Here is a 22366-nt window from a genome sequence, read left to right as displayed (position 1 = left end):
ACAATCGCTGGAGACGTCACAGCGCCTGTGGCGGACTCAGCCCGGAACAGTTTGAAAACCAGAATCTCGCTTAGGGCTGTGTCCACATTACGTGGGTAGGATCAGCTCAGGATAGTGGGGGGAAGGTATGGGGGAAAATAACATAAAGCAGTCCTCAGCCATAAGTATTAATATGTTTTACAGTTCACATACAATGACACATTTCAAGCCTATACGTAATTATAATTTCAAAAAATACAGCCTCACTATATCAAAACAGAAAACATTCAGCCTCAACATATAAAAAGACATTGTTAAAACGACAATAAATTAATTATAATGAAGTACACATTATATTTTTAGAGGTCTTACAATGTCAGATAATAATATATTGAAAGAATTTTTCAAGTCTCTAAATGAACAGGAAAAACCATTTACTCAGCTTTTAAAAGATGATCGGCTAGGTATGATATTACGTTCAGCTGTAAACGAACTAAATTTAATGCATTATAAAAATCATAGTGAATACAATGCGACATTTAGTCAGGAAGAATATTATTATATATTTAAACTGGGCGTTTCTCGATTAATTAAATTAGCCCTTGAAGCACGAACCTCGTTTGAAGTCCCTGCTATAATGTTTCTACAAAGCTCTGAAATAAGCGCTGAAACACATAATATTGTAAGAGGCTTAGGAATGGTCGAACATGGCAGGAGAATTGCGCAGTCAGTTTATTCCGGCCACACTAAAATAGAAAAAACAGGGAAGAATGAGTTTAAAATAACCATACCATCAATACTTGTTGATGAAGAAAGCCATGAAAAACACATATCTAATCATTATAAAGATCAATACAGAGAAAATCTCATTGAAATTTATAAATCAAAATTCATGGAGGAATTCAAAGTAGATATTGACAATAAGTTGTTTGATTTAGTTTATCCATATGAAACTCATTTTATAGGGTACGAATCCGCACCTATTCTAGATGAATTCTTTTTTGGGCTCACCTATTCAGAGCTTTTCAATCAAGATGGATTTGACACTTTTCACTACTCCGTAAAATTTGGAGGGATAGAGTTTCAAAAATATAAATTAGCTATCGGATTTATAATGTCGGTAATTGAAAAACATTTAAGGTTTTCAGAAAAACTCACAATAAAACATACCACAATAAAGTTAGAGAATATTCTAACAGTTTCAGCAAATACAGACGAATTTATAGAAAGCATGTGTGATGCAATTAATTACTTTGGATCGTCACTAAAAGGATACACTCAGCTTGAATTAGACGATGCACGTAAAATTTTTGAAGTTATTTCTTATAGCAGAAGAAACATCAAATTATTAGACAACCCTGGAGCGGAGCTACCGATGCTGATTCAAAGCTCTGATGAAAGTTTTTTCTTCTGTATTGCAGCAAGATATAGCTCACCGTTACAATACCTTCATGACTCCTTAAGATTTCATTTTAGTAAGGATTATGATAAGCAGCAACAATCACGAGAACAAGTATTGCAAAGAGCAATAAAAGGTGCTTTGAACGAAAATTTCAGTAACTTACAATACCATGAAAATATAAAGATAAAAGAGAATGGTAAAACATTAACTGATATAGACTTAGTTGTTGTCGAAAAAAACACAGGAATAGTTTTCCTTTGTCAACTAAAACATCAAGAACTTTATGGCGCTGATCTACACGCGAAATATGTTAGAACCACCAGATTAAAAAAACAAGCATCGGATTGGCTTGCTTCGATTAACAATTGGGTAAACAGCATAACCGAAATAGAACTAAGGAAATCGTTACAAATCACCAAGCATGTACCAAAATTACAAATATATAAATTATTCATAACAAAACATTATGCCTATCCACTCAAAGAGTTATCTGACGAAGATACAGCGTATTGTAACTGGGCGCAGTTTATTTATGCAATTCAACTTATCGACGATTATAAAGTGGAAAAAAAAGATAGTATTTCATCTTTAATCCTCAAATTAAAAACTTTAAACCAAGGAGCTAACATTGAATATCTTCACGAACCTACATCGAAATGGATGATAAAAAATTTAACTTTCAGTTTAGAACAAGAAAGATAAATCTAATACTCAAATTTTTAAAATGCACCATTATAAGAGTGCATTTTAAAACTATTTATCTTAATAAAGTACTAAATATTATATTCATCATCACAACAAATAACCGTTAATTCTCTTTACACTTGCATCCTATAAAACATGAAAGATACCCCTTGTTAAGACTGCGCTAGAAATAATAAAAACGTCTATTCTCGTCATATATAATATTTGCTTGTTGCATTTATAAAAAAAAAGAGTAAAATATCAAGATTTAGGAGTTACTTTTGGACTTATATGAAGGCAATTGACTTATTTGCGGGGGCTGGAGGGTTTAGTTTATCCGCCCACAATACAGGCGCTATAGATGTTGTTGCTGCTATTGAATTCGATAGCGCGGCTGCAAACACCTACAGAAAAAATATGTTAGAAAGGCTTGAGCATAAGACCGAACTTTTACAGGAAGATATTTTACTCGTAGGCCCAAAAAAGTTAAGAAAAAAAATAAAGCTCAAGAAAGGCGAGCTTGACATGATACTTGGTGGGCCTCCGTGCCAAGGTTTTTCCAGTCATCGAATTAATGATGCTGGTGTTGATGATCCTAGAAACAAATTGCTTTTAAGGTATTTTGATTTTGTTTGTGAATTTAAACCAAAAGCTTTTTTGGTAGAAAATGTCTCCGGTTTGTTATGGAAAAGACATGAGGCCCATTTGAAACGCTTTAAATTTTTGGCTTCCAAAAATGGTTATACTTTAATTCATTGCGATGTATTAAATGCTCGTGACTATGGTGTTCCGCAAAATCGCAAACGAGTTTTCATTGCAGGCGTTAGAAATGACATTTTAAAAAAAAGAAATAATATTGAGTTTCCACCTCAAGCTACTCATTTCAACCCTAACTCTAATGAAGTAAAAAACAATTCAAAAAATACGTGGAGAACCGCATCCTCTGTTTTTGAAAAGATGAATGATAACTTAATTCAAAGATATATATCAGAATACTTTCTTAAACATACTTCTTACTCAATTGATGAAGCACAAGAGCTACTTGAAAACCTAGAATATCAAGACGCACCAATAAGCGAAAAAGATCCATGCAACATACATATGACACCAACTGAGCGTATGGAAGAGCGTTTCAGAGCAACAAAACTCAATGGCAGTAGAAGCGATGCAGGAAAAGAATTCGAGCTAAAATGTCATTCCAATGGATACGCAGGCCACAAAGATGTTTATGGGCGCATAATGATTCACCTACCAGCCAATACAATTACAACTGGGTGTAACAATCCATCTAAGGGAAGATTCATTCATCCATGGGAAAATCACGGCATCACTTTAAGGCATGCGGCAAGGTTGCAAACATTCCCTGATGACTACATTTTTTGGGGTAATGCGACAGAGCAAGCAAGACAGATTGGTAATGCAGTTCCCCCTATGTTAGGCACAATATTAATAAATGCATTACTTAACATAATTGCACCCAATTGATAAGGTGTAATGAATGAAAAATGTCAAAACTAGAAACTTAAATGGACCAAAAACTCTTTTGATGATTACTTACCTTATGATAATAGAAGGTGAAAAATGGTAATTTCAGCAGCTTTTCAAACAAGAGCAAGGACAATTGATCATCTAGGACGTGAGCAGATAGCTGATTGTCCAACAGCAATTTCCGAGCTATGGAAAAATGCATATGATGCTTATGCTCGTAATGTTTCGCTAAATATATTTGACGGCAACACTCCTGTAGCAACTTTGGTTGATGATGGGCATGGAATGTCAATAGATGACATTATCAATAAGTGGCTGACAGTGGGAACAGAATCCAAGGCCATAAAAAGAGATATCCCAATTGAAGATAGAAACGGAATAGATCATATTCGAGTAAAGCAAGGCCAGAAGGGTATAGGCCGTCTTTCTTGCGCAGCCTTGGGTTCATTAATGCTTTTAGTTTCCAAAAAGAAAGATAAACCACTTGTAGCATGTCTACTTGACTGGCGGATTTTTGAAAATCCATATTTAATGCTTAATGATATTAAGATACCCATCATGGAATGCAGTGATAAAAATGAATTAATCACTGTTATACCTGAGATGTTTGATGCATTAATGGGTAATATGTGGGGAGATGGTGTTGACAATTTACGAGACAGCCGCATCGAACAAGCTTGGGAAAGTTATTCTGAATTAGAAGAAAATGAGAACAGTGATACTACAAAAGGAGCTATCGAACAAACTGTAATTAATGCTTTCTTTGAGGAAAGACATTTTCAGTCTTGGCCTGTGTGGAACAATAAAACAACTCACGGCACAGCAATGTTTATTGCTGGAATTCACGATGATTTAATAGCACAGCTATCGACAGATGCGGGTTCAGAAGCTCAAGGTGCAGAAGTTCGGGCTAAAGAACGCTTTCTTCAAACATTAAATAGCTTTGTTAATCCATTTAAAAGAGAAAGCGAAGAACAGATTACTGATTTCAAGACAAGTGTTGTCGCCTGGAATGGTAATCTTCAAAGATTTATTATCGATGAAGTTAGAAACTTTGATATCTCAAATTTTGATCAGCTAGAACATATAGTCGAAGGAAGTATTGATGAAAGTGGATTATTTTCCGGGAAAGTAAAAGCCTTCGGAGAATGGTTTGATAATATTACCGTTAAACCTAAATCTGCATATAAGACCAGAAAAGATACCCGCTTTGGCCCTTTCTTTTTAAGAATAGGCACATTTGAAGTTACGAGAACAAACAGCACCTTGTCAGATGAACAGCATGCAACCTTTAATCGTATCCGTGAACAATTCGGCGGCGTAATGGTTTTTCGAGATGATTTGCGTGTTATGCCTTATGGCCGTGAAGATAACGACTTTTTTGAAATTGAGAAAAGGCGTACTAAAAACGCTGGTATGTATATGTTCAGTAATAGGGCATGCTTTGGTGGTGTATATATAACTAAAGCCCATAACCCTAATCTGCGAGATAAAGCTGGCAGGGAAGGTATTATTGATAATAAAGCATCTAAATTATTTAGAGAGATCGTCGAAAATATTTTGATAGAAGTTGCAAAGAGATTTATTGGGCGTAGTTCAGATTTACGCGATGAGAAGCTCGAAGAAATAAATGCTAAACATGCTGCTTTAAAAGCAGATGAAGACAGAAAAAAACTATTACGAAAAGAACAAAAAAGGATTAAGACATCGATTCATCGGGATCGTCTTTCTTTAGAAAATTTAAGAAAAGAGTTTTATGAAATATCACAGCTTTTGAGCGATAAGAATAACTATAAGGATCTAGAAGAACTTTTACATCTCAAGGAACACATTGATTCATTAGATGGCTCATTGAAAAACTTATCTTTGGGCTCGGTACCTAGGAATTTAGGTAGCATAGAGAAAGACTATCGGCAATATCGTGATATAGAAATTGACGCTAAAAGTCTTTTGAAGCAGATTAATAACTCTGTATATTCAGCACTTGATCACCTTGTAGTTAAAGATGACCTTACAATTGCTGAAAAAGATTTTCGTAGCAAAGCTGCTATATTGCATTCGAAAATAAGAAAATTTTCGAACAAAGGACGCAGCATATTAAAAGAAGAAACCTTGCGATTTGATGAAATAACCAGTAATACCAATAAAGCTTTTCATGAAAAAGCATCACAATGTCTGGCTGATTTACAAGAAAATAGAACATCACTTAAGCAAACACTTGAGAATTTAGACCTTGCCTATCAAATTCAAGATATCGAAATAAATCAAACTTATGCCCCATATATCACAGCATTAGAAAGTTTAAGAGAGGAAATTGATTTAGAAGGCCTTGCTATCTCTTCAGTAAACGAGAATGCACGTTTAAAGAAACAAGTAGAACAAGTTAACGCTCTCGCTCAGTTAGGGATAACTGTGGAGATAATTGGTCATGAAATAGAAGGTTTCGATATGACTATTGAGCGGGGTATAAATAGATTGACATCAACGAATCTCGATGAATATCAGGAAAATGCATTATCTAGCATTACTCAAGCACACCAATCATTAAGCGATTCCTGGCGTTTTTTAAGTCCATTAAAACTATCGGGAGATAAGGTTAGAGCTTTCCTAAGTGGAAAAGATATTTTTGATTATGTTAATCACTTTTTCAAAAGTAAATTTGAAAAGGATTTAATTGAATTTTCTTGCTCTACTAAATTTTTAGATATTTCACTATATGATCAACCAGCTAGAATTTACCCTGTATTTATTAATTTAGTAAATAACTCACGATATTGGGTTAAAGAAACTATAGAAGAACGTCGAATTATTAGATTAGAGGTACTTGATGGTTTGATATATGTTAGTGATAATGGACCAGGGGTTGATCCTGATGATGTGTCCGAGCTTTTTACTATATTTTTCTCCAAGAAACAAAGAGGTGGTCGCGGGGTTGGCCTTTATCTCTGCAAACAAAATTTAGCAGTGAGTGGTCATAGTATTTTCTACGAAACAAGAACAGAGAAAAAAATACTAAATGGTGCTAATTTTGTAATTAATTTTAAAGGAATTAAAAATGCTTAATAACTCTACTTTCGATTACAAACCACATTTGAAATCTGCATATATCGACCCTATCAGAACAGTAACGGTTATTGACGATGAATATCCAACTATTGATGATCTAATTTTAAGCAGCAAAGATGACTTTTCTCAAGAAAATATTTACCGACTAAAAGAAATAATTGATATCAGTCGGAGTGAAAAATACAACTGGCTTTTAGATGTTTACAATGGCAAAGAGCAAAAGGTCCAAGAAGGTACTGTATCTAACCGTCTTTACCACAGTGATTTATTAATCTTAGACTATCATTTAGACGGGGAAGATTCTGGATATTGTAAGAAGTCGATAGATATTATAAAGAGCTTATCTGAGAATCGTCATTTTAATATTGTCGCGGTACATACCAAGGGTTATGATGGGCAAAAAGGTTCCGTTAATGAAGTTCTGATTGATATTATTACGTCATTACAGAAAAGACCAGCAATTAGTATTTTAAATGAGAAAATCAAGTCCAAGGTAGATGATAGTTTAGATGAGTGGGAAATCGACGAGCCTGGAATTAGGGACGATTTGGTTAATTCCATATCAACTATAGATTTATTATACTTAATTCACAAATATGATTCCGACTTATGTTCGGGGAATTTTCAGAACGAAACCCTTGATGTTTTTTATGATATATATGGGAGAAAACCAGATAGCATAAATATACAAAAGCCATTGATTTTAAAATGGATTATCTCAGAAAAACTTGAGAGATATGCAGATCAATTCAATGACAAGACCTCAAAATTTTTTGATTGGGGAATAAATAATGACTGTAATTGGATAAAAACAGAAGACTTATTTATCACGGTCCTTGGTAAAAAAGACACACCAATCAGTGAAATACCAAACCAACTTTTAGAAGCATTATCAAATTCTAAGCCACATCCGCATAAGCTTATTTTGTCAAAGCTCAGAAGTGAGATTGAAAGTAATGGCAGCTACGCTGCAAGTAACATACTAAATAAGAAGTTTTTACAAGCTGCATGGTTAAAAGAACTTCTTGAGAACAAAGATGAACATGCAATAAAAACCGCTGCATGGCAAGCAGTTACTAAATTGTGGGAAGAATTAGCATACGAAATTAAAGTAGGATTGGATCAATTTACAATCAACCTAGTCCGAGAACTAAAAAAAATAGACTCCCCCTTAGACTATTTTATCGATAAATCTACACTTGATGACGAACTAGAACAAATCAAACATGCAAATTGTTTCAGCTGTTCTAAAAAAATTACTTCTCATCATCTAGTTACCGGACATGTCTTAAAATTCAAGAACAATCACTGGCTATGTTTAACTCCCATGTGTGATCTTGTTCCTGGCCAGAAAAACGGAAATAATTTACTCCCTGTTACGCTCGTGAAGATGTACGATGCGAAAGTTGCATTAATCAACACTCGCCAAAACATGCAAAAAGAGCTTAATTTGGATAGTCTACCTCCAATTAACGACGATGAAGCTATTAGGCAAATATTAAATTACTCGACTCAAAATAATCTATTGTTCATTCAGCCTGAGTTGGATGGTAAAATACAAATACTTAGTTTCACTGTTGGGCTTGATGGAAAAGCAAACCCTAAAGCAATGGATTGTTATATAGAAAACCAAGGTATTTTCTCTGAAGAGAACACAATAATGCTCAAATATGCTGAACCAACAAATAATGAAATGAATGTGACATCTGTAGAAGCAAAAATAGTTGCGGAGTTACGCTACGAATATGCATTAAACTTATTAGGGAGACTTGGTGTATCCAAGTCCCGGGTAGGATTAGATTTTATCAATTAAAATATATAAGCACAGATCGGATCTGACAGTTACCAGTTAGTTATAGTGGTACCTGTCAGATCATTTTATATTTAAATTTCCTTATAACCAACGTGACGATCAACAATTGAATTTCACCGCTTTTGCGAGCATGATCGCAATAACATCAGCCTGTTACCCGGTTCATTCCTATGATATCTCTCGAAACGCTGCAATCAGCCATCTCCAACGTTTCTGTGTGGCGTCAAGGAAACGTATGCGCGCCGCATAAGCCGTTGCTGCTGTTGTATGTGTTGTCGCAGTACAAAGCAGAACACCCACGCCTGTTTAATTACGGCCTTGAGATCCACGAACCGCTCACTCGCCTGCTGAAAGAATTTGGCCCCAAGCGGCGTACTGACTATCCAAATATGCCTTTCTGGCGGCTTAGAACTGACGGCTTCTGGGAAATCACCAACGCGGAGGGTTGTAAACCGCGTAAAGGCAACACCCAGCCGACAAAAAAAGAACTGATTGATAACCAGGTAGCAGGCGGCTTTGATGAAGCGGCTTACCAGCAGTTGCTGGCGCATCCGGAGATGATCGACCAACTGGCCCAGCAGATTCTGATCGATCGTTTCCCCGAGAGTATTCAGAGGATCCTCGCCAACCAATTGGGTTTGGATTTTATCGACCGTTCAAAGAACCGCGATCCGCGCTTCAGAGACATCGTTCTCCGGGCTTACCATTCGCGATGTGCTTTCTGCGGTTACGACCTACGACTGGATGGTGCGCTGGTTGGTATTGAAGCAGCCCATATCCACTGGAAAACCTATGGCGGGCCGTGTGTGGTAAACAACGGTCTGGCGCTGTGTTCGCTGCACCATGATGCTTTTGATATGGGCGCGTTCGGGCTGGATGAAAACCTGACTATCCGTATCTCCGGCGGCGTCAGCCGTAGCCCGGTAGTGGATAATCTGTTCTGGCAACGGAACGACCAGCAGTTACATCTTCCTCATGACAAATCGCTGTGGCCCACTGAACAATACGTCGGCTGGCATCGTAAGCAGATCTTCAAAGCCTAAGGCCGTGAACTTCGCAGGTATCATTGAGTGCCCAATATGCTTTATCCCCTCTAAGGATAAATCCTGCGCACCAGACTGGCTTCCAGGATAACAAGTCCAAACTCTCACCCTGAGAAACCAGACTCTTGATTATTATTGATACCGTATTAATCTGTACGAAGTTTGCCCCGCAACCAGAGCCTTCAGGTTGCCACCCTACCCGGTGAGGCTCGCCTTTTCGTCCGCTCCGTATCATCCTCGCGGACAGCGCTTAGCGCCTGATACATCCTCGACCCCACCATGCAGGGAATCCCTCCCTGCCGGGCGGCGTTTCTCTGCTTTCATAACTGGAGAAACGCTATGCCTACTTCATCTTGCCCTGAAGCAAAATCCTTATCGTTGTCTGTCTCATCTGAGGCCTAGGAAAAGGTAGTCAGTTTTCCACCCGATCCCTCTCAGGAAGACGACCGTCTCGAAAACCTGATTGTCGCCACCATGCTGACATTCAAAAGTGCAGGCCCGGACCGTAAGAGCATCAATTTCGGTCTGTACTGTTTGCCCTCTGACGGCAGCAGCAATGTACCGCTGATGACGCCACTACGCTTAACGCTTGAAGATAACCACCTGTTGGTTACTGCCCTTCATACCTGCTGATTGCCTCAGCATCCTTCACTCCCCGTGCCGGGCGACTCCCGACCGGGAGCGCTGTACCCGGCTTCTTTATCATGAGGTTACGCTTATGAACAGAAGCAACGATCTTTACCAGAAAGTCACCGATGAAATTATCGCCGCGCTGGAGAAAGGCGTGATCCCCTGGGTTCGCCCGTGGCGGGAAGGGGAACCGGTGGTGCCAATGAATGCCTTATCCGGGCGGTTGTATCACGGCATCAATATTCCTCTGCTCTGGAACAGCGCTGAGCGACAGGGATATGAAAGCGATCGCTGGCTGACCTTCACTCAGATTCGCAATGCGGGCGGTAACATCCGCAAAGGCGAAAAATCTACACTGGCCGTGTTTTATCTGCCCCAGCAGCGCGAAGTTGTGGACAGCAACGGGAACACGGTTCTTGATGCTGACGGAAACCCCAAAGTGACGTCTTACGCCGTGGTACGCGAGTTCCGGCTGTTCAATATTCAGCAATGCGAAGATTTGCCGGAGGCATTCTCGCAGCCTGTCGTGATGGTCGATGATCCCATCGCCGCTGCTGAACAGATGGCCCGACAAAGCGCGGTGACAATCACTCACCGACGCCAGAACCGGGCGTATTACTCGCCGGGGCGCGACTGCATCATCATGCCGCATCCTGAGCAGTTCGCTTCGCGTGAGGATTACTACGGCACGCTGCTGCATGAACTGACGCACGCTACCGGACATGCTTCACGACTAAATCGGGACGGAATTACCGCCGGAAACCATACCTTTGGTGATCCGACGTATAGTTTCGAAGAGCTCGTTGCCGAAATGGGATCCGCCTTCCTGTGCGCTCATGTCGGCATTCAGGCGAAACTACAGCATGACAGCTACATCGCATCGTGGCTGAAGGTATTGCAGCAGGACAAAAAAGCGATTTTCCGCGCCAGCGGGTTAGCGCGTAACGCCTGCGAATATCTGCTTGAACGGGCGCAGCAGCCGTTAGCGCTGAGCGCATAACTTCATATTCACGGCAGGGTTCTACTCTGCCGTTCTCCCCTGCTCTTCCTCGTTATTGATATACCCCGCATCCATCGCACCTTTGAGCAGATCAAGCTGGTCGGAAAGGATAAACGTCAGTACATCCCGCACTCCTGGTTGTTTCGCGGCAATAATTTCCCGAACCAGTATCTGGCAGCGGATCACCAGTTCTTCGGCAGATGGCGGCGGTAAGAAGTGAGCCTGCATAAGCGCGTCCTGAACAGTTAAACCATTACCATCATCACGGAGTGCGAGGTCTTTTGTACACGGCATTTACGACCAATCAGCGTCCGGGCACCGGTAATTTCTGCCCCCGGACAAAACGTTCAATCCAACGCCCTCGCTCATCAAAGTATCTACTAGGCCAGATCTCCGCCGGGTGCTTACCAAGGCGCGATGCAATCAGCCATTCTCCCTTCGGCCAGGGTCTGTCGAGCGTGTTGGAGAGGGTGGAAGAACTCAGCCCGGCGCTACGGGAGAGCGCGGCAAGGCTGGTGCCACATTTGTGCAGTTCTGCAATGATATCCGCCCGATGCCAGTCATCCTTTGGTTTCATAGCCCACTCCACGAGATCCTGAAAGGTTATTTGAATCACCAATACTAAGGATAACTTAGTAATATTTACGCTAGCAAGGCTGAAAATTTCCCCAAATATAAGAAATGACGCGGGGATCTCATGCTGCCACATCGTCTGAAAGAGGCGCGACTCAGGGCGAAGCTGTCGCAAGAACGGCTAGGGATCCTTGCGGGCATTGATGAAGCAACGGCCAGCGCCCGGATGAACCAGTATGAGCGCGGCACCCACTCTCCCGATTTTTCTCTGGCGTGTAAGTTTGCTGAAGTACTAAAAATCCCTGCTTGTTACCTTTACACCGTCGAAGACGATCTGGCAGAAATCGTCCTGCATTACGCTGAACAGCACCGCACCTAGTCTCTGCCTACTGAACGCCAATTATCCCGTTTTGGGATAATTCATTAAAGCACGGATATTCGATTTTGGGATTTCAATCGGATTTCTGTGCGATGACTTCAGTTTATTCAGATGATTACCAGTCTGTGATTTCGGCCTTGAAACAAGCCAGAGTCAGGCAAAACATCACTCAAACAGCCATAGCGACCGCATTAGGGCGGCCACAGTCATTTATTGCGAAGGTCGAAAATGGGGAAAGGCGTCTGGATGTGGTGGAGTTTATCCGTCTGGCACAACTCCTAGCCATGGACTGGCAAAGCGAGCTACAAAGCATAGCCCGCAAATATGACTCTTTGTAACTCAATCTTCATTAATCACCTGATACAGCGGGATCATCGCCGCGCCGCGTGACGCGCTCTGCGCCCCCATCGAAGACGCGGCTAACTTCACTTTCGGGCGGTTGGGGTCGAGCCGGGTGTCCAGCCGTTGATTCAGCTCCTGCACCAGACGGCTGATAATCGGTTTCGGCATCGCGCCGCCGAGTACGATTATTTGCGGGTCTACCCACTGCACACAGCCAAACACCGTCTGCTCCACCTGGCCACGACAGCGTTCAAACCAGCTCTCCAGCAGCGGATGCTGTCCGGCAATTAGCTCCGGAAGCTGACTTTCACTGAACCCGTCACGCTCCAGTGTGGCAAGCAGATCCTTATACGATGGGCGCGGCGTGCCGGACGGAAATGCCATCCCGACTTCACCGGCATTGCTGAACCCGCCGCGCACCATTTTATGCCCGGAGATAATCCCCGCGCCGATACCGTAGCCAAGGTCGATAAAAGTCAGATCGCTGTAGGCATTCCATTCGCCGCTGTACAGCTCGCCTACCGCCGAGGCGTTGGCGTTGTTCTCCACCCACGTCGGCCACGGCAGGTTGTCGGCAAACGCCTGCTGTAAATCCACCTCGCGCCAGCTCTCCAGCCACGGCACGCTGTGGCGCTTGCGTCCGTCTGCTTTCAGAAATCCCGGCACCGCATAGCCAATACCGAGAATACGCGCGTGCTGGAGCTGGCGCTTTTTCAGCGTCTGCTCCACCAGGGTTTTGATCTGCGCGAGGGTCGCTTCCAGCGGCTGATTCTCCTGATGCGCTTCAGAAAGTGACAGCAGCTGGCGACCGCTGAGATCGACCACCGTCATATCGATAAAGCCAGGACTGAACGACAGCCCGATGGCGCAGCCGCCGCCGGGATTAAGGCGCAGCGGCAGCGACGGCTGTCCGCGCTGCCCGGTATTGCGCTCTCCTTCCACCACCAGGCCAGAGAACATCAGCTCCCGACACTGCTGGGTGATCGCCCCTGCCGTCAGCCCGGACAGCCGCGCCAGTTCGGCTCGTGTCACCGGCGCGTGGCGGCGGATCAGTTCCAGCAGCAGGCGCTGCGAACCGCGCAGTTCAAGGCGTTCAGAGTGGGCGTTCATGGTGTCCTTAATTTTTATCTAACCCCATTGCAGGCCTGCTTCTTCAATCAGCCCCTGCAAGTATGGAATATCATCGTGGCTGAGCATATCAATCAGCCCCGCCTGCATCCAGCCGATAATCACCGGACGACTGTCACAGCCGAATTTATAGTCGTACTGCTCCAGCGGCGTCATGCCGTTTTTCATTTCGTGCAGATACATCCGCACGCCCAGCCCGGCATTTTTGTAGGCCCGCAGGTCGTCGATATGGGCGAACTCGAACTCAAAGCAGACGCATCCGGCATTTGACTGCTGCACCGCCGCGAGCTGGTTATTGTACCGCTCCAGCGTCACTACCTGTAACGCCAGCTGTGGAATTTGCGCCTTCACCCGGTTAATCAGTACATGGTTGAAGCCCAGCAACTGGATATGGCCGATGGCCTCCGGCTGCTCGCGCAGAAGTCGCACCAGCTCAGCCACAAACGTCTCATGGCGGTTGCGCTGTTTGACCTCAACAATTAACCCCATGTCGTTTTCCACCGCCCAGCGCAGCACGTCCGCCAGCAGCGGGATTGTCGTTCCGGCAAATGACGGATGGTATTTCACGCCAAAGTCGCACGCCAGCAACTGCGGGTACATCATCTGCTCCACAAATCCCTGCCCGGTGGACACCCGGTCGATACGGTGATCGTGCGTGACGACCAGCTGGTTATCCGCCGTCAGGTGGATATCAATTTCGATACAGTGGGTTCCTGCCAGGCGGGCGGCTTCAAAGGCCGGAAAGGTGTTCTCCGGCGCACAGCTGGAATACCCGCGATGACTGTTGGCCAGCACAATCCCCTCTGCCGCCCGGTGAAAGTTAAACGCCATCTTCTTTTCCTCTCGAATGTAAGATGGTTATTAACTTTACTATTTAAATTTAAATGTGAAAGATGTTTTTATCTTTTCATGGTTAATACATTGTTTTACCTGTATTTAATTTGATATTTAGATCATATTTCAACTTTAAAGATCTGCGTCACATAAATTTAATGTTTAGTATGTAAATTTAATAATCATCTTTTACATCGACGGAAAACAGACTCATGTCAAAACTGGTTCTGGAACAGGTGACCAAAACGTTCGGCGAATTCTATGCCGCCAGGGAAATCTCGTTCTGCGCCGAAGAGGGGGAGTTCGTCACCCTGCTCGGGCCGAGCGGCTGCGGTAAAACCACCCTGCTGAAAATGATCGGCGGCTTTCACCAGCCGGACAGCGGACGCATTCTGATTGGCGATAAAGCGGTCAACGCCCTGCCGCCGGAAAAGCGCAACACCGCCATGTGTTTCCAGTCCTATGCACTGTTTCCGCACCTCAACGTGGCGCACAACATCTGTTTCGGCCTGAAACAGAAAAAGGTCGCCATCGGCGAACAGCAGACACGGCTGGCGGAGGCGCTGAAGCAGGTGGGGCTGGAGAGCCAGCGGCTGAAAATGCCCGCCCAGCTCTCCGGCGGCCAGCAGCAGCGCGTGGCGCTGGCGCGGGCGATGATCACCCGCCCGGATGTGATCCTGTTCGACGAACCGCTCTCCAACCTCGATGCCAAGCTGCGCGAGAGCGTGCGTTTTGAAATCAAGGAACTCCAGCGGCAGTACCGGCTCACCTCGATCTACGTCACCCACGACCAGGCGGAAGCGCTGGCGATGTCGGACAAAATCGTGGTGCTGAACGCCGGCAACGTCGAGCAGATCGGCAGGCCGGAGGAGATCTACTACCGCCCGGCCAACCGCTTTGTGGCGGACTTTATCGGCGCGGCCAATATCGACACCGCACAGGTCACGCCCGCAGAGCAGCCGGGTTATTACCGGGTACGCTGCGCCCTCGGCGAGTTTTATGTCTTCTCAGACCAGCCGCCGCGCGCAGAGCACTGCTACATCTGCTGGCGACCGGAAGACGCGCAGTATGTCAGCCAGCCGCAGGCAGGCGACAACCACTTCTCCCTGACGCTCGACAAAATGGCCTTTATGGGCAATCTCACCGAAGCCTGGGGCCACAACGACGCCGGGCTGTCGGTCCGTTTACAGCTAATCAAAAAGCCGCCCGTCGCCCCCGGCGAGCGCGCCTGCTTCCGTCTGGCGGATAACGCCATCCATTTTCTGGAGCCGGTATCATGAAAAACTGGCGCAACGATGCGGTCGCCTGGCTGCTGATGCTCAGCGGGCTGGGCACCATTCTGCTGCTGATGGGATCGACGTTTTACGTGGTGATCGTCCAGAGCCTGGGCTGGTTTAACCTCGAAGGCGACAGCCATTTCTCGCTGGAATACTGGCGCAATATGTTGCAGGACGAAGTGCTGCGCAGTGCTCTGGTTTATTCAGTAAAAGTGTCGCTGCTGGGGGCGTTCGGCTCGGTGATTTTCGCGTATCCGCTGGCGCTGTGGCTGCGTAAACCGATGGCCGGTAAAGAGGGCATTATCGCGGTGCTGCGCGCGCCGATGTTTATCCCCGGCCTGGTGGCGGCGTTTCTGTTCGTCAACATCGTCGCCTATCACGGCATTATCAACGAACTGCTGCTGGCGCTGGGGATTATCAGCGAGCCGCTGCGGATGCAGAACGACGACTTTGGCTGGGGCGTGGTGATCCTGCAAATCTGGAAAAACCTGCCCTTCGCCCTGATCCTCGTCGGCGGTGCGGTCAACGCCATTCGTAATGACGTGCTGGACGCCGCCAGCAACCTCGGCGCCAGCCGCTGGCGCAGCTTTACCGGCGTGGTGGTGCCGCTGACGCTGCCCGCCGTGCAGGTGACACTGATTCTGGTGTTTATCGGCGCGCTGGGCGACTTCGCCTTCTTCTCGGTGGCCGGGCCGCGCAACACCTACTCGCTGGCGCGGCTGATGCAGGCCACCGCCATGGAGTACGGCGAGTGGAATAACGCGGCGGTGATTGCGGTGATCATTATGGTCACGGCGGCACTCTGCACGCTGCTGATCGCCCTGCTTATCACCCCGTTCGCCACCCGCAAAGGAGAGGTCAAATGAGCCACACTGCCAACGGTCGCCGGGTGGTAACGATTTCGCTGGTCTTCTTCGTCGTAGCCAACCTGGTCTGGCTGGGGATGCCGTTCGGCATGGCGATCCTCTGGTCGCTGGTTGACCCGGCCCATCCGTGGAGCTACCCGGATATCTTCCCGCCCGTATTATCGTTCAGCCGCTGGCTGCTGGTCTGGGAAAAAACCTCGCTTTCCGAGGCGCTGTTCAACAGCTACACCATTGCGCCTGCGGTGGCGGTGGTCAGCCTGCTGCTGTCGCTGCCCACGGCGTACGCCTTCGGGCGCATGACCTTTCGCGGTAAGGCGGTGGCGGAGATGCTGACGCTGATCCCACTGGTGATGCCGGGAATGCTGATCGGGATTTTCTTTAGCGCGATGCTAATTAACCTCAATATCGACAACGCCTTTATCAGCATTGTTATCGGCCATACGGTGCTGACGCTGCCCTATTCGATCCGCATTATGTCGGCAGGGTTTAAGGCGGTACCGCAGGATCTGATCGACGCCAGCCGCGATTTAGGTTCCGGCACGTGGGGCACCTTCTGTAACGCCTATCTGCCGCTGCTGAAACCGAGCTTCCTGGCGGCGCTGATTTTTTGTCTGGTGCGAAGTCTGGAGGAGTTCAGCATCTCATACGTGCTGGGCGCGCCGGATTTTATCACCGTCCCGACCATTCTTTACTCTTTCCTCGGCTACTCCTTCGTCCGCCCGGATGCGGCGGTGGTGTCGATGATTCTGGTGATCCCCAACGTCATCCTGATGGTCATCATCGAGAAATTGCTGAAGGGGAACTATCTGTCGCAATCCACGGGGAAAGCCTGACCTTTTACAGGAGATAATGTGATGAAAAAAACAGTGATGATTCTGGCGGGCGGCCTGCTGTGCAGCTCGCTGGCGCTGGCGGCGGATAATCCCGACCTGATCGCCCAGGCGAAAAAAGAGGGCAGCGTGACCTTTAACGTCTGGTATTTACAGCCGCAGTGGCGCAGCTTTGTGAAGGATTTTGAGCAGCAGTACGGCGTTAAGGTGCGCATTCCGGAAGGCAGTATCGACGGCAATATGAACAAGCTGCTGGCGGAAGCGGGCAAAGCGAAGGGCAAAATTGACGTTATCGCCCTGTCCGTGGCGCAGCTCCCGGTAACGACGGGGGCGAAAGCGCTGGCGAAGGTGGACGACCTGCCCGGCTATGGCGACGCCATTCACCAGATTCAGAACGTCGATACTCAGGGCTACGCCGTGGCGTTCTGGGGCAACCAGACCGGATTTGCTTACGACCCGCAGCAAATAGGCGATCGGGCGCTGCCGCAGACGCTGGAACAGTTGCAGAGCTTTATCGACGCCAATCCAAAGCGCTTCGGCTATAACGACCCGAATAACGGCGGCGCGGGGGAAGCCTTTATCCAGCGTATCGTCACCACTCAGGGCGGCAAGTTTAACAGCGAAGCGGAGAACGTTGACCCGGCGGTGGTGAAAAACTGGCACAAAGGCTGGCAGTGGTTTGCCACCAACGGCGACAAAATCACCCGCACCGCCTCCGGTGCTGACAGCCTGACGCGCCTGAACGACGGTGAGCTGATGCTGACGCCCGCGTGGGAAGACCATCTGGCCGGGCTGCAAAAAACCGGGGCCATCACCTCGCGGCTGAAATTTTACGTGCCGGAGTTTGGCATGCCCGGCGGCGGTAATATCGCGGCCATTGCCGCCAACAGCCCGCATCCGGCGGCCTCACGGCTGTTCCTTAACTGGCTGATTCAGCCAGAAACACAACAGGCGCTCAGCAAAGCCTTCGGCTCCACGCCGATGAACAAACAGGTCAGCCCGGACGTAAAACGCCCGGATGCAGCAGTGCAGTTTTACGGTAAAGCGTACAGTACGCAGCTCAGAAAAGAGTTCGTGCGTGAAGTCATGATGCAGTAAACCTCAATTTGCGTGCAGCCATAAACAATTTCCCTCAGAACCTGACCGCGCGAAAAGGCAGAATGCAAAAGGTTCAGGGGAAGGGGTTGAAGGGATAACGGGCTTACCCGGAAAAGGAACCCCCTTCGTCTTTCGGGTTGCAGTCCCGCGACCCGAAATCCATTGGGTATAAAGGGCCATTATGCGGATATGGCTGGCACGCAAAAAACCAGACACCACATCATCCACCGACGAGACAAACGCCACGGAGGGTTGGCTGCAATCTGAATCTGCTGAAATCCTGCTGGCGAAGCCATCCCGCCAGCAGCTTATCCAGTTTATTCACCAAAGCACCGCACTCCCTGCCCCGCTGTTCGAACGCTTCTGGCTGACGCCACTCCACCGTTTTGCGGAACTGGCGCAGTCGTTTCCCGCCTCGGAAAACCACCACCACGCCCACGCGGGCGGTCTGCTCGATCACAGCCTAGAAGCCGCCTGCTATGCCGCACGGCTGCGGCAGAGTTATCTTTTTCCACCTGATGCAGCGCCGGAAGATCAGGCCGCGCAGTCCGAACGCTGGACGACGGTTATTATCTACGCCGCGCTGCTGCACGATCTGGGCAAACTCATCACCGATATTGAGGTGGAGGATGACAGCGGACAACGCTGGTTTCCGTGGCATGGCCCGCTGACCCAGCGCTATCGGTTTCGCTATCTGCCGCAACGTGATTATCTGCGCCACCCGGCTGCGGCAGCTCTTCTGCTGACCCGACTACTCCCCCCGGAATGCCTCGACTGGCTCGCCGCCGACGCCGCTGCGTTATCCACTCTCATTCACTGCCTGAACGGACAGTATCAGTATGCCGGGCTGGCTGGTGAACTAGTGCAGAAAGCCGACCGGGCGTCGGTGGCGTTTAATCTCGGCGGCGATCCGGTCAAAGCGATTCATCGCCCACAAACCTCGCTGCCGCAGCAAATCATCGCTGCCCTGCGCGACCTGCTGGCGCAGGAGTTCCGGCTCAATAACCCGAACGGCGGCGCTGACGGCTGGCTGACGGAAGAGGCGCTGTGGCTGGTCAGTAAGAACGCTGCTGACGCGGTACGCGGCTGGCTGCTGCGCCAGGGGATTGACGCCGTACCGCAGCATAACGTGCGGCTGTTCGACGAGATGCAGGCACATCGGTTACTTATTCCCTGCGAGGACAAGGCCATCTGGCGCTGCCGGATCGAGGCCAGCGGCGGCTGGAGCAGCGAACTGACCCTGCTGCGCTTTTCTCCGTCGCTTATCTGGGAAAACCTGCAACAACGGCCAGACGTCTTTCAGGGAACGGTAACGCCCATCGCGCCAGAACCGGATAAACCTTGTATTGCCAATGAACCTGAGCCAGAACCTGTTCCCGCCACACTACAGGATGAAGAACCGCTGTCCGGCGAAGCCTTCTGGCTGTGGCTAACCCAAAACGTCCAGATGCAACGTCTGGAAATCAACGAACCCAACGCCCGGATCCACACCGTCGCCGGAACGGCGTTTCTGGTCACGCCGGGCATTTTTAAGCTCTGGCTGAACGCCTGCGGAAGAAATATCCCGGCAGAACGCTGGCGGGAGGTACAGAAAGCGTTTCAGGATCTGAATCTGCACCGCAAACGCAAAAACGGCCTCAACATCTGGAACTGCGCCGTTGTCGGTCCGCGCCGCAGCTCGCGTTTAAAGGGGTATCTGCTCCACGATCCCACGCTGCTGTTCGGCGATGACATCCCCTTTAATAACCCCCATCTCTTGCTGAATGAAGGAGAGAATGACCATGACCTTTGAAGAACTCCTGGATGAGTACTTTTTTGCCCGCCTGCTGCGACCGGCGACCCAGGATTGTTATCGCACGGCGGTGGAGCAGTTTACCCACTGGCGCAACGTACTGCCCGCCGAAGTCACGCCGCATATGGCGCTGGAATGGCGCGGCTATCTGCTGAACGAGCGCGATATCAAGCCGGTGAGCTGGAATCACTACATGCGCCACTTGCGCGCGCTGTATAACTTCGCCATCCGCCAGGGACTGCTGACGCAGTTCATCAATCCGTTTATGAACGTCACGCTGCGCGAATCGCGTCGCCGGAAGAAAACCCTGACTCATGAGCAAATTGTTCTCTCACGCGAAGTCCTGCATCACTACATCGAGCAGGAGAAAACGCAGTACGGCTACCATTCGCCGTTTTACCCCGCCTGGTTCTGGCTGGCGGCAATAGAGACATTCAACTACACCGCCATCCGGCTGAACCAGCTTCTGCATCTGCGTAGCCGGGATATCGATCTGTTACATAACACCCTGTTTATCCAGAGCGAGGGCAGTAAAAGCCACGATGAGCATGTGGTACCCATCTCCTCCCGACTGCGGCCACATCTGGAAATGTTACTGTATGAGGCGCACAAACGGAGGATCGCTTCCGGCGAGCAACTATTTAATATCAACTGCTTCAACCAGCGGACGCTGCGCCAGGGCAAAACGATGACAGAAAATCAGGTCAGCTATTTCTTTGCCAAACTGAGCGACGCCTGCCACAGCCGTTTTTCCTCACACCGCTACCGCCACACCGTGGCAACCGAACTGATGAAGAAACCGGAGCAAAATTTATACGTCACGCAGAAGCTGCTGGGGCACAGGGATATTAAAGTCACGCTCAGCTATATCGAACATAATGTCGAGATGCTCAGAAGTTGCGTGGAGAGAGATTGACAAAGCGGAAGGTGAGTGGAAAGATCCCGAACCGAGGCTTTATAAACAAAAAAGCCAGAAACACGGCCTCTTGTGGTTGCCGTTAATTTCCGGTCTTAATGAATAACGCATTGACTACTTTAGGTTTTCCGCCTGCTTTTTAATTCATGGTGCGAAGGCCGGACTCGCACATTAAAATTAACTCCTTGAATTAAAACCAATAAAAACAAACTAATTTTATGTGTACCAACGCAGATACCAACACATTAATTCATTGGATTCGGGACTCGAATCAGGGCAAAGCCAACTGAACAAAATCCCCCTATGAGTAGATGATACAGATAAAGATGAGAAGCTGGCTTTAGCCTTCGCGAACTCCTCATCATCTGGTTACTGTTAGCTTTCCCTACATTGGACAGCATTGTATCAATGTTGTCGATATCAACATTAATTGACTGCCCATAGCTTATAGCTCCTGATGTTGACCTGCCGTTACCCTGGTAACAGTTTTGTGACTGTTGCGTTTCATCAGACCGGAGGCTTTCCGGGCACGTAGAATATCGATACTGGTGATAAACGGTGACTTCTCCATGACAGAGCAACCATCGCAGTCAATTCTTACCAGTTCATATTTTTCGACAAGAAAGTTTACCGCATCGCTAAGCGATATTCCTGCATCAATATGTTCCTGGATGGTGGCTTCATCACTGAACGGTGTGTCATTCAGCGTCAGGCCATAGTGCTGCGATAACAGATGAGTCAGCAGCAACTGCCAGATTTCAACGGGTGACAGGCAGGGCTGAGCCGCCCGTGTCGGGTGTGATGATATGGTTTGCATGAGGTTTACTCTATGAAGTTAAGGGGATAAGCGGTGAGTTACTGCGGCTCAGTATGCTCAGGATAGATAGCAATGAAGACATAGCCACAGGAGCCGAGTGTGTCGGCTTCGCAGGTGAGTCCGTTGTGGTAAAGCGTGACGCTGTGCGGGTGCCTAGGGTTGAGCTCTCCGCTGGTGAGCATCAGCTCCAGCTGCTTGAGTATTAACGGAAAGGCCTGGTCGAGGCGCAACGCATGCTCGTCACTGAAAGCACCGTTAAACCCGGCGCGGTCAGCGAGAAAATGCAGGCGGTCGCCTTCTTGCACCAGCCGAGCTCCAAAACAGGGTGTGATCGTACTCTTTAGCCCCCACTGCTGGCAGGGGGAATTCTCAAGTATGGCACCGGATTCTGAGTGATTGTTCATTATTA

Annotated in this window: 21 protein-coding genes and 1 pseudogene; 16 read left to right on the top strand and 6 right to left on the bottom strand. The window is 47.5% G+C overall.

Annotated elements, in window-relative coordinates; all coding sequences use genetic code 11:
• From AC07NP_RS21075 to AC07NP_RS21040, 8 genes and pseudogenes are all read left to right on the top strand, one after another.
• A partial coding sequence (locus AC07NP_RS21075; protein ID WP_213090773.1) for an integrase core domain-containing protein occupies positions 1 to 74 on the top strand: 74 nt, incomplete at its 5' end.
• A 278-nt stretch (positions 75 to 352) separates the two neighbouring features.
• On the top strand, positions 353 to 2083 hold the full coding sequence (locus AC07NP_RS21070; protein WP_494661615.1) for a hypothetical protein: 1731 nt from the start codon (positions 353 to 355) through the stop codon (positions 2081 to 2083).
• A gap of 273 nt (positions 2084 to 2356) precedes the next feature.
• A complete protein-coding gene (locus tag AC07NP_RS21065; RefSeq protein WP_494661614.1) occupies positions 2357 to 3550 on the top strand; it encodes a DNA cytosine methyltransferase in 1194 nt (397 codons plus the stop codon).
• 96 nt (positions 3551 to 3646) lie between these two features.
• A complete protein-coding gene (locus AC07NP_RS21060; RefSeq protein WP_494661613.1) occupies positions 3647 to 6616 on the top strand; it encodes an ATP-binding protein in 2970 nt (989 codons plus the stop codon).
• Positions 6609 to 8432: a response regulator receiver domain gene (locus tag AC07NP_RS21055; protein ID WP_494661612.1), complete on the top strand. Its 1824-nt coding sequence runs from the start codon at positions 6609 to 6611 to the stop codon at positions 8430 to 8432. The genes AC07NP_RS21060 and AC07NP_RS21055 overlap by 8 nt, the downstream gene beginning before the upstream one ends.
• Before the next feature lie 170 nt (positions 8433 to 8602).
• Positions 8603 to 9475 (top strand): phosphorothioated DNA-binding restriction endonuclease, encoded by an 873-nt coding sequence (locus tag AC07NP_RS21050; RefSeq protein WP_494661611.1) that lies wholly within the window; start codon positions 8603 to 8605, stop codon positions 9473 to 9475.
• Positions 9476 to 9814: 339 nt separating this feature from the next.
• Positions 9815 to 10108: pseudogene (locus AC07NP_RS21045) on the top strand (hypothetical protein).
• Between the two features lie 85 nt (positions 10109 to 10193).
• Positions 10194 to 11105, top strand: coding sequence for an ArdC family protein (locus tag AC07NP_RS21040; protein WP_494661610.1), 912 nt, complete (start codon positions 10194 to 10196; stop codon positions 11103 to 11105).
• Between the two features lie 21 nt (positions 11106 to 11126).
• Here AC07NP_RS21040 and AC07NP_RS21035 read toward each other — a convergent pair whose 3' ends face one another.
• The gene (locus AC07NP_RS21035) at positions 11127 to 11333 is read right to left on the bottom strand and encodes a hypothetical protein (RefSeq protein ID WP_063390046.1); all 207 of its coding nucleotides are present in this window, start codon (positions 11331 to 11333) and stop codon (positions 11127 to 11129) included.
• A 76-nt stretch (positions 11334 to 11409) separates the two neighbouring features.
• On the bottom strand, positions 11410 to 11682 hold the full coding sequence (locus AC07NP_RS21030) for a helix-turn-helix domain-containing protein (RefSeq protein ID WP_063390934.1): 273 nt from the start codon (positions 11680 to 11682) through the stop codon (positions 11410 to 11412).
• 120 nt (positions 11683 to 11802) lie between these two features.
• On the opposite strand from AC07NP_RS21030, the gene AC07NP_RS21025 reads away from it, so the two are divergent.
• Positions 11803 to 12057 (top strand): helix-turn-helix transcriptional regulator, encoded by a 255-nt coding sequence (locus tag AC07NP_RS21025; protein ID WP_070556590.1) that lies wholly within the window; start codon positions 11803 to 11805, stop codon positions 12055 to 12057.
• Positions 12058 to 12149: 92 nt separating this feature from the next.
• Entirely contained in the window at positions 12150 to 12395 is a 246-nt protein-coding gene (locus AC07NP_RS21020; protein WP_494661617.1) for a helix-turn-helix domain-containing protein, read from the top strand.
• A gap of 1 nt (position 12396) precedes the next feature.
• Here AC07NP_RS21020 and AC07NP_RS21015 read toward each other — a convergent pair whose 3' ends face one another.
• Together AC07NP_RS21015 and AC07NP_RS21010 are read right to left on the bottom strand one after the other, a co-directional pair.
• Positions 12397 to 13509 (bottom strand): ROK family protein, encoded by a 1113-nt coding sequence (locus AC07NP_RS21015; RefSeq protein WP_494661609.1) that lies wholly within the window; start codon positions 13507 to 13509, stop codon positions 12397 to 12399.
• Positions 13510 to 13527: 18 nt separating this feature from the next.
• The gene (locus tag AC07NP_RS21010; RefSeq protein WP_494661608.1) at positions 13528 to 14358 is read right to left on the bottom strand and encodes a glycerophosphodiester phosphodiesterase; all 831 of its coding nucleotides are present in this window, start codon (positions 14356 to 14358) and stop codon (positions 13528 to 13530) included.
• A gap of 215 nt (positions 14359 to 14573) precedes the next feature.
• Between AC07NP_RS21010 and AC07NP_RS21005 the strand changes: the two genes are divergently transcribed.
• The 6 genes from AC07NP_RS21005 to AC07NP_RS20980 all read left to right on the top strand — a co-directional run bounded on the left by AC07NP_RS21005 (position 14574) and on the right by AC07NP_RS20980 (position 21140).
• On the top strand, positions 14574 to 15641 hold the full coding sequence (locus tag AC07NP_RS21005; protein ID WP_494661607.1) for an ABC transporter ATP-binding protein: 1068 nt from the start codon (positions 14574 to 14576) through the stop codon (positions 15639 to 15641).
• Positions 15638 to 16504 carry an ABC transporter permease gene (locus AC07NP_RS21000; protein WP_494661606.1) on the top strand — a complete coding sequence of 289 codons (867 nt, stop codon included), beginning with the start codon at positions 15638 to 15640 and terminating at the stop codon, positions 16502 to 16504. The genes AC07NP_RS21005 and AC07NP_RS21000 overlap by 4 nt, the downstream gene beginning before the upstream one ends.
• On the top strand, positions 16501 to 17337 hold the full coding sequence (locus AC07NP_RS20995; RefSeq protein ID WP_494661605.1) for an ABC transporter permease: 837 nt from the start codon (positions 16501 to 16503) through the stop codon (positions 17335 to 17337). The genes AC07NP_RS21000 and AC07NP_RS20995 overlap by 4 nt, the downstream gene beginning before the upstream one ends.
• Before the next feature lie 21 nt (positions 17338 to 17358).
• Complete coding sequence (locus AC07NP_RS20990) at positions 17359 to 18432, top strand: extracellular solute-binding protein (RefSeq protein ID WP_494661616.1); 1074 nt, start codon at positions 17359 to 17361, stop codon at positions 18430 to 18432.
• Between the two features lie 181 nt (positions 18433 to 18613).
• A complete protein-coding gene (mobH, locus tag AC07NP_RS20985; protein ID WP_494661604.1) occupies positions 18614 to 20224 on the top strand; it encodes a MobH family relaxase in 1611 nt (536 codons plus the stop codon).
• Complete coding sequence (locus tag AC07NP_RS20980; protein ID WP_494661603.1) at positions 20214 to 21140, top strand: tyrosine-type recombinase/integrase; 927 nt, start codon at positions 20214 to 20216, stop codon at positions 21138 to 21140. The genes mobH and AC07NP_RS20980 overlap by 11 nt, the downstream gene beginning before the upstream one ends.
• Before the next feature lie 445 nt (positions 21141 to 21585).
• On the opposite strand, the gene AC07NP_RS20975 is transcribed toward AC07NP_RS20980, so the two are convergent.
• Together AC07NP_RS20975 and AC07NP_RS20970 are read right to left on the bottom strand one after the other, a co-directional pair.
• Positions 21586 to 21957 carry a TA system toxin CbtA family protein gene (locus tag AC07NP_RS20975; protein ID WP_064324662.1) on the bottom strand — a complete coding sequence of 124 codons (372 nt, stop codon included), beginning with the start codon at positions 21955 to 21957 and terminating at the stop codon, positions 21586 to 21588.
• A gap of 38 nt (positions 21958 to 21995) precedes the next feature.
• Positions 21996 to 22361 carry a type IV toxin-antitoxin system YeeU family antitoxin gene (locus AC07NP_RS20970; RefSeq protein ID WP_169330389.1) on the bottom strand — a complete coding sequence of 122 codons (366 nt, stop codon included), beginning with the start codon at positions 22359 to 22361 and terminating at the stop codon, positions 21996 to 21998.
• Positions 22362 to 22366: the final 5 nt, after the last annotated feature.

The organism is Citrobacter sp. GW821-FHT07H02, assembly GCF_059418505.1.
This window is presented reverse-complemented; position numbering and strand designations above follow the sequence as displayed.

What these genes read in the sequence shown, in the direction of transcription:
- AC07NP_RS21070 (WP_494661615.1), top strand. Translation starts at nt 353, where the DNA reads ATGTCAGATAATAATATATTGAAAGAATTTTTCAAGTCTCTAAATGAA.
- AC07NP_RS21065 (WP_494661614.1), top strand. Translation starts at nt 2,357, where the DNA reads ATGAAGGCAATTGACTTATTTGCGGGGGCTGGAGGGTTTAGTTTATCC.
- AC07NP_RS21060 (WP_494661613.1), top strand. Translation starts at nt 3,647, where the DNA reads ATGGTAATTTCAGCAGCTTTTCAAACAAGAGCAAGGACAATTGATCAT.
- AC07NP_RS21055 (WP_494661612.1), top strand. Translation starts at nt 6,609, where the DNA reads ATGCTTAATAACTCTACTTTCGATTACAAACCACATTTGAAATCTGCA.
- AC07NP_RS21050 (WP_494661611.1), top strand. Translation starts at nt 8,603, where the DNA reads ATGATATCTCTCGAAACGCTGCAATCAGCCATCTCCAACGTTTCTGTG.
- AC07NP_RS21040 (WP_494661610.1), top strand. Translation starts at nt 10,194, where the DNA reads ATGAACAGAAGCAACGATCTTTACCAGAAAGTCACCGATGAAATTATC.
- AC07NP_RS21035 (WP_063390046.1), bottom strand. Translation starts at nt 11,333, where the DNA reads ATGCAGGCTCACTTCTTACCGCCGCCATCTGCCGAAGAACTGGTGATC.
- AC07NP_RS21030 (WP_063390934.1), bottom strand. Translation starts at nt 11,682, where the DNA reads ATGAAACCAAAGGATGACTGGCATCGGGCGGATATCATTGCAGAACTG.
- AC07NP_RS21025 (WP_070556590.1), top strand. Translation starts at nt 11,803, where the DNA reads ATGCTGCCACATCGTCTGAAAGAGGCGCGACTCAGGGCGAAGCTGTCG.
- AC07NP_RS21020 (WP_494661617.1), top strand. Translation starts at nt 12,150, where the DNA reads ATGACTTCAGTTTATTCAGATGATTACCAGTCTGTGATTTCGGCCTTG.
- AC07NP_RS21015 (WP_494661609.1), bottom strand. Translation starts at nt 13,509, where the DNA reads ATGAACGCCCACTCTGAACGCCTTGAACTGCGCGGTTCGCAGCGCCTG.
- AC07NP_RS21010 (WP_494661608.1), bottom strand. Translation starts at nt 14,358, where the DNA reads ATGGCGTTTAACTTTCACCGGGCGGCAGAGGGGATTGTGCTGGCCAAC.
- AC07NP_RS21005 (WP_494661607.1), top strand. Translation starts at nt 14,574, where the DNA reads ATGTCAAAACTGGTTCTGGAACAGGTGACCAAAACGTTCGGCGAATTC.
- AC07NP_RS21000 (WP_494661606.1), top strand. Translation starts at nt 15,638, where the DNA reads ATGAAAAACTGGCGCAACGATGCGGTCGCCTGGCTGCTGATGCTCAGC.
- AC07NP_RS20995 (WP_494661605.1), top strand. Translation starts at nt 16,501, where the DNA reads ATGAGCCACACTGCCAACGGTCGCCGGGTGGTAACGATTTCGCTGGTC.
- AC07NP_RS20990 (WP_494661616.1), top strand. Translation starts at nt 17,359, where the DNA reads ATGAAAAAAACAGTGATGATTCTGGCGGGCGGCCTGCTGTGCAGCTCG.
- mobH (WP_494661604.1), top strand. Translation starts at nt 18,614, where the DNA reads ATGCGGATATGGCTGGCACGCAAAAAACCAGACACCACATCATCCACC.
- AC07NP_RS20980 (WP_494661603.1), top strand. Translation starts at nt 20,214, where the DNA reads ATGACCTTTGAAGAACTCCTGGATGAGTACTTTTTTGCCCGCCTGCTG.
- AC07NP_RS20975 (WP_064324662.1), bottom strand. Translation starts at nt 21,957, where the DNA reads ATGCAAACCATATCATCACACCCGACACGGGCGGCTCAGCCCTGCCTG.
- AC07NP_RS20970 (WP_169330389.1), bottom strand. Translation starts at nt 22,361, where the DNA reads ATGAACAATCACTCAGAATCCGGTGCCATACTTGAGAATTCCCCCTGC.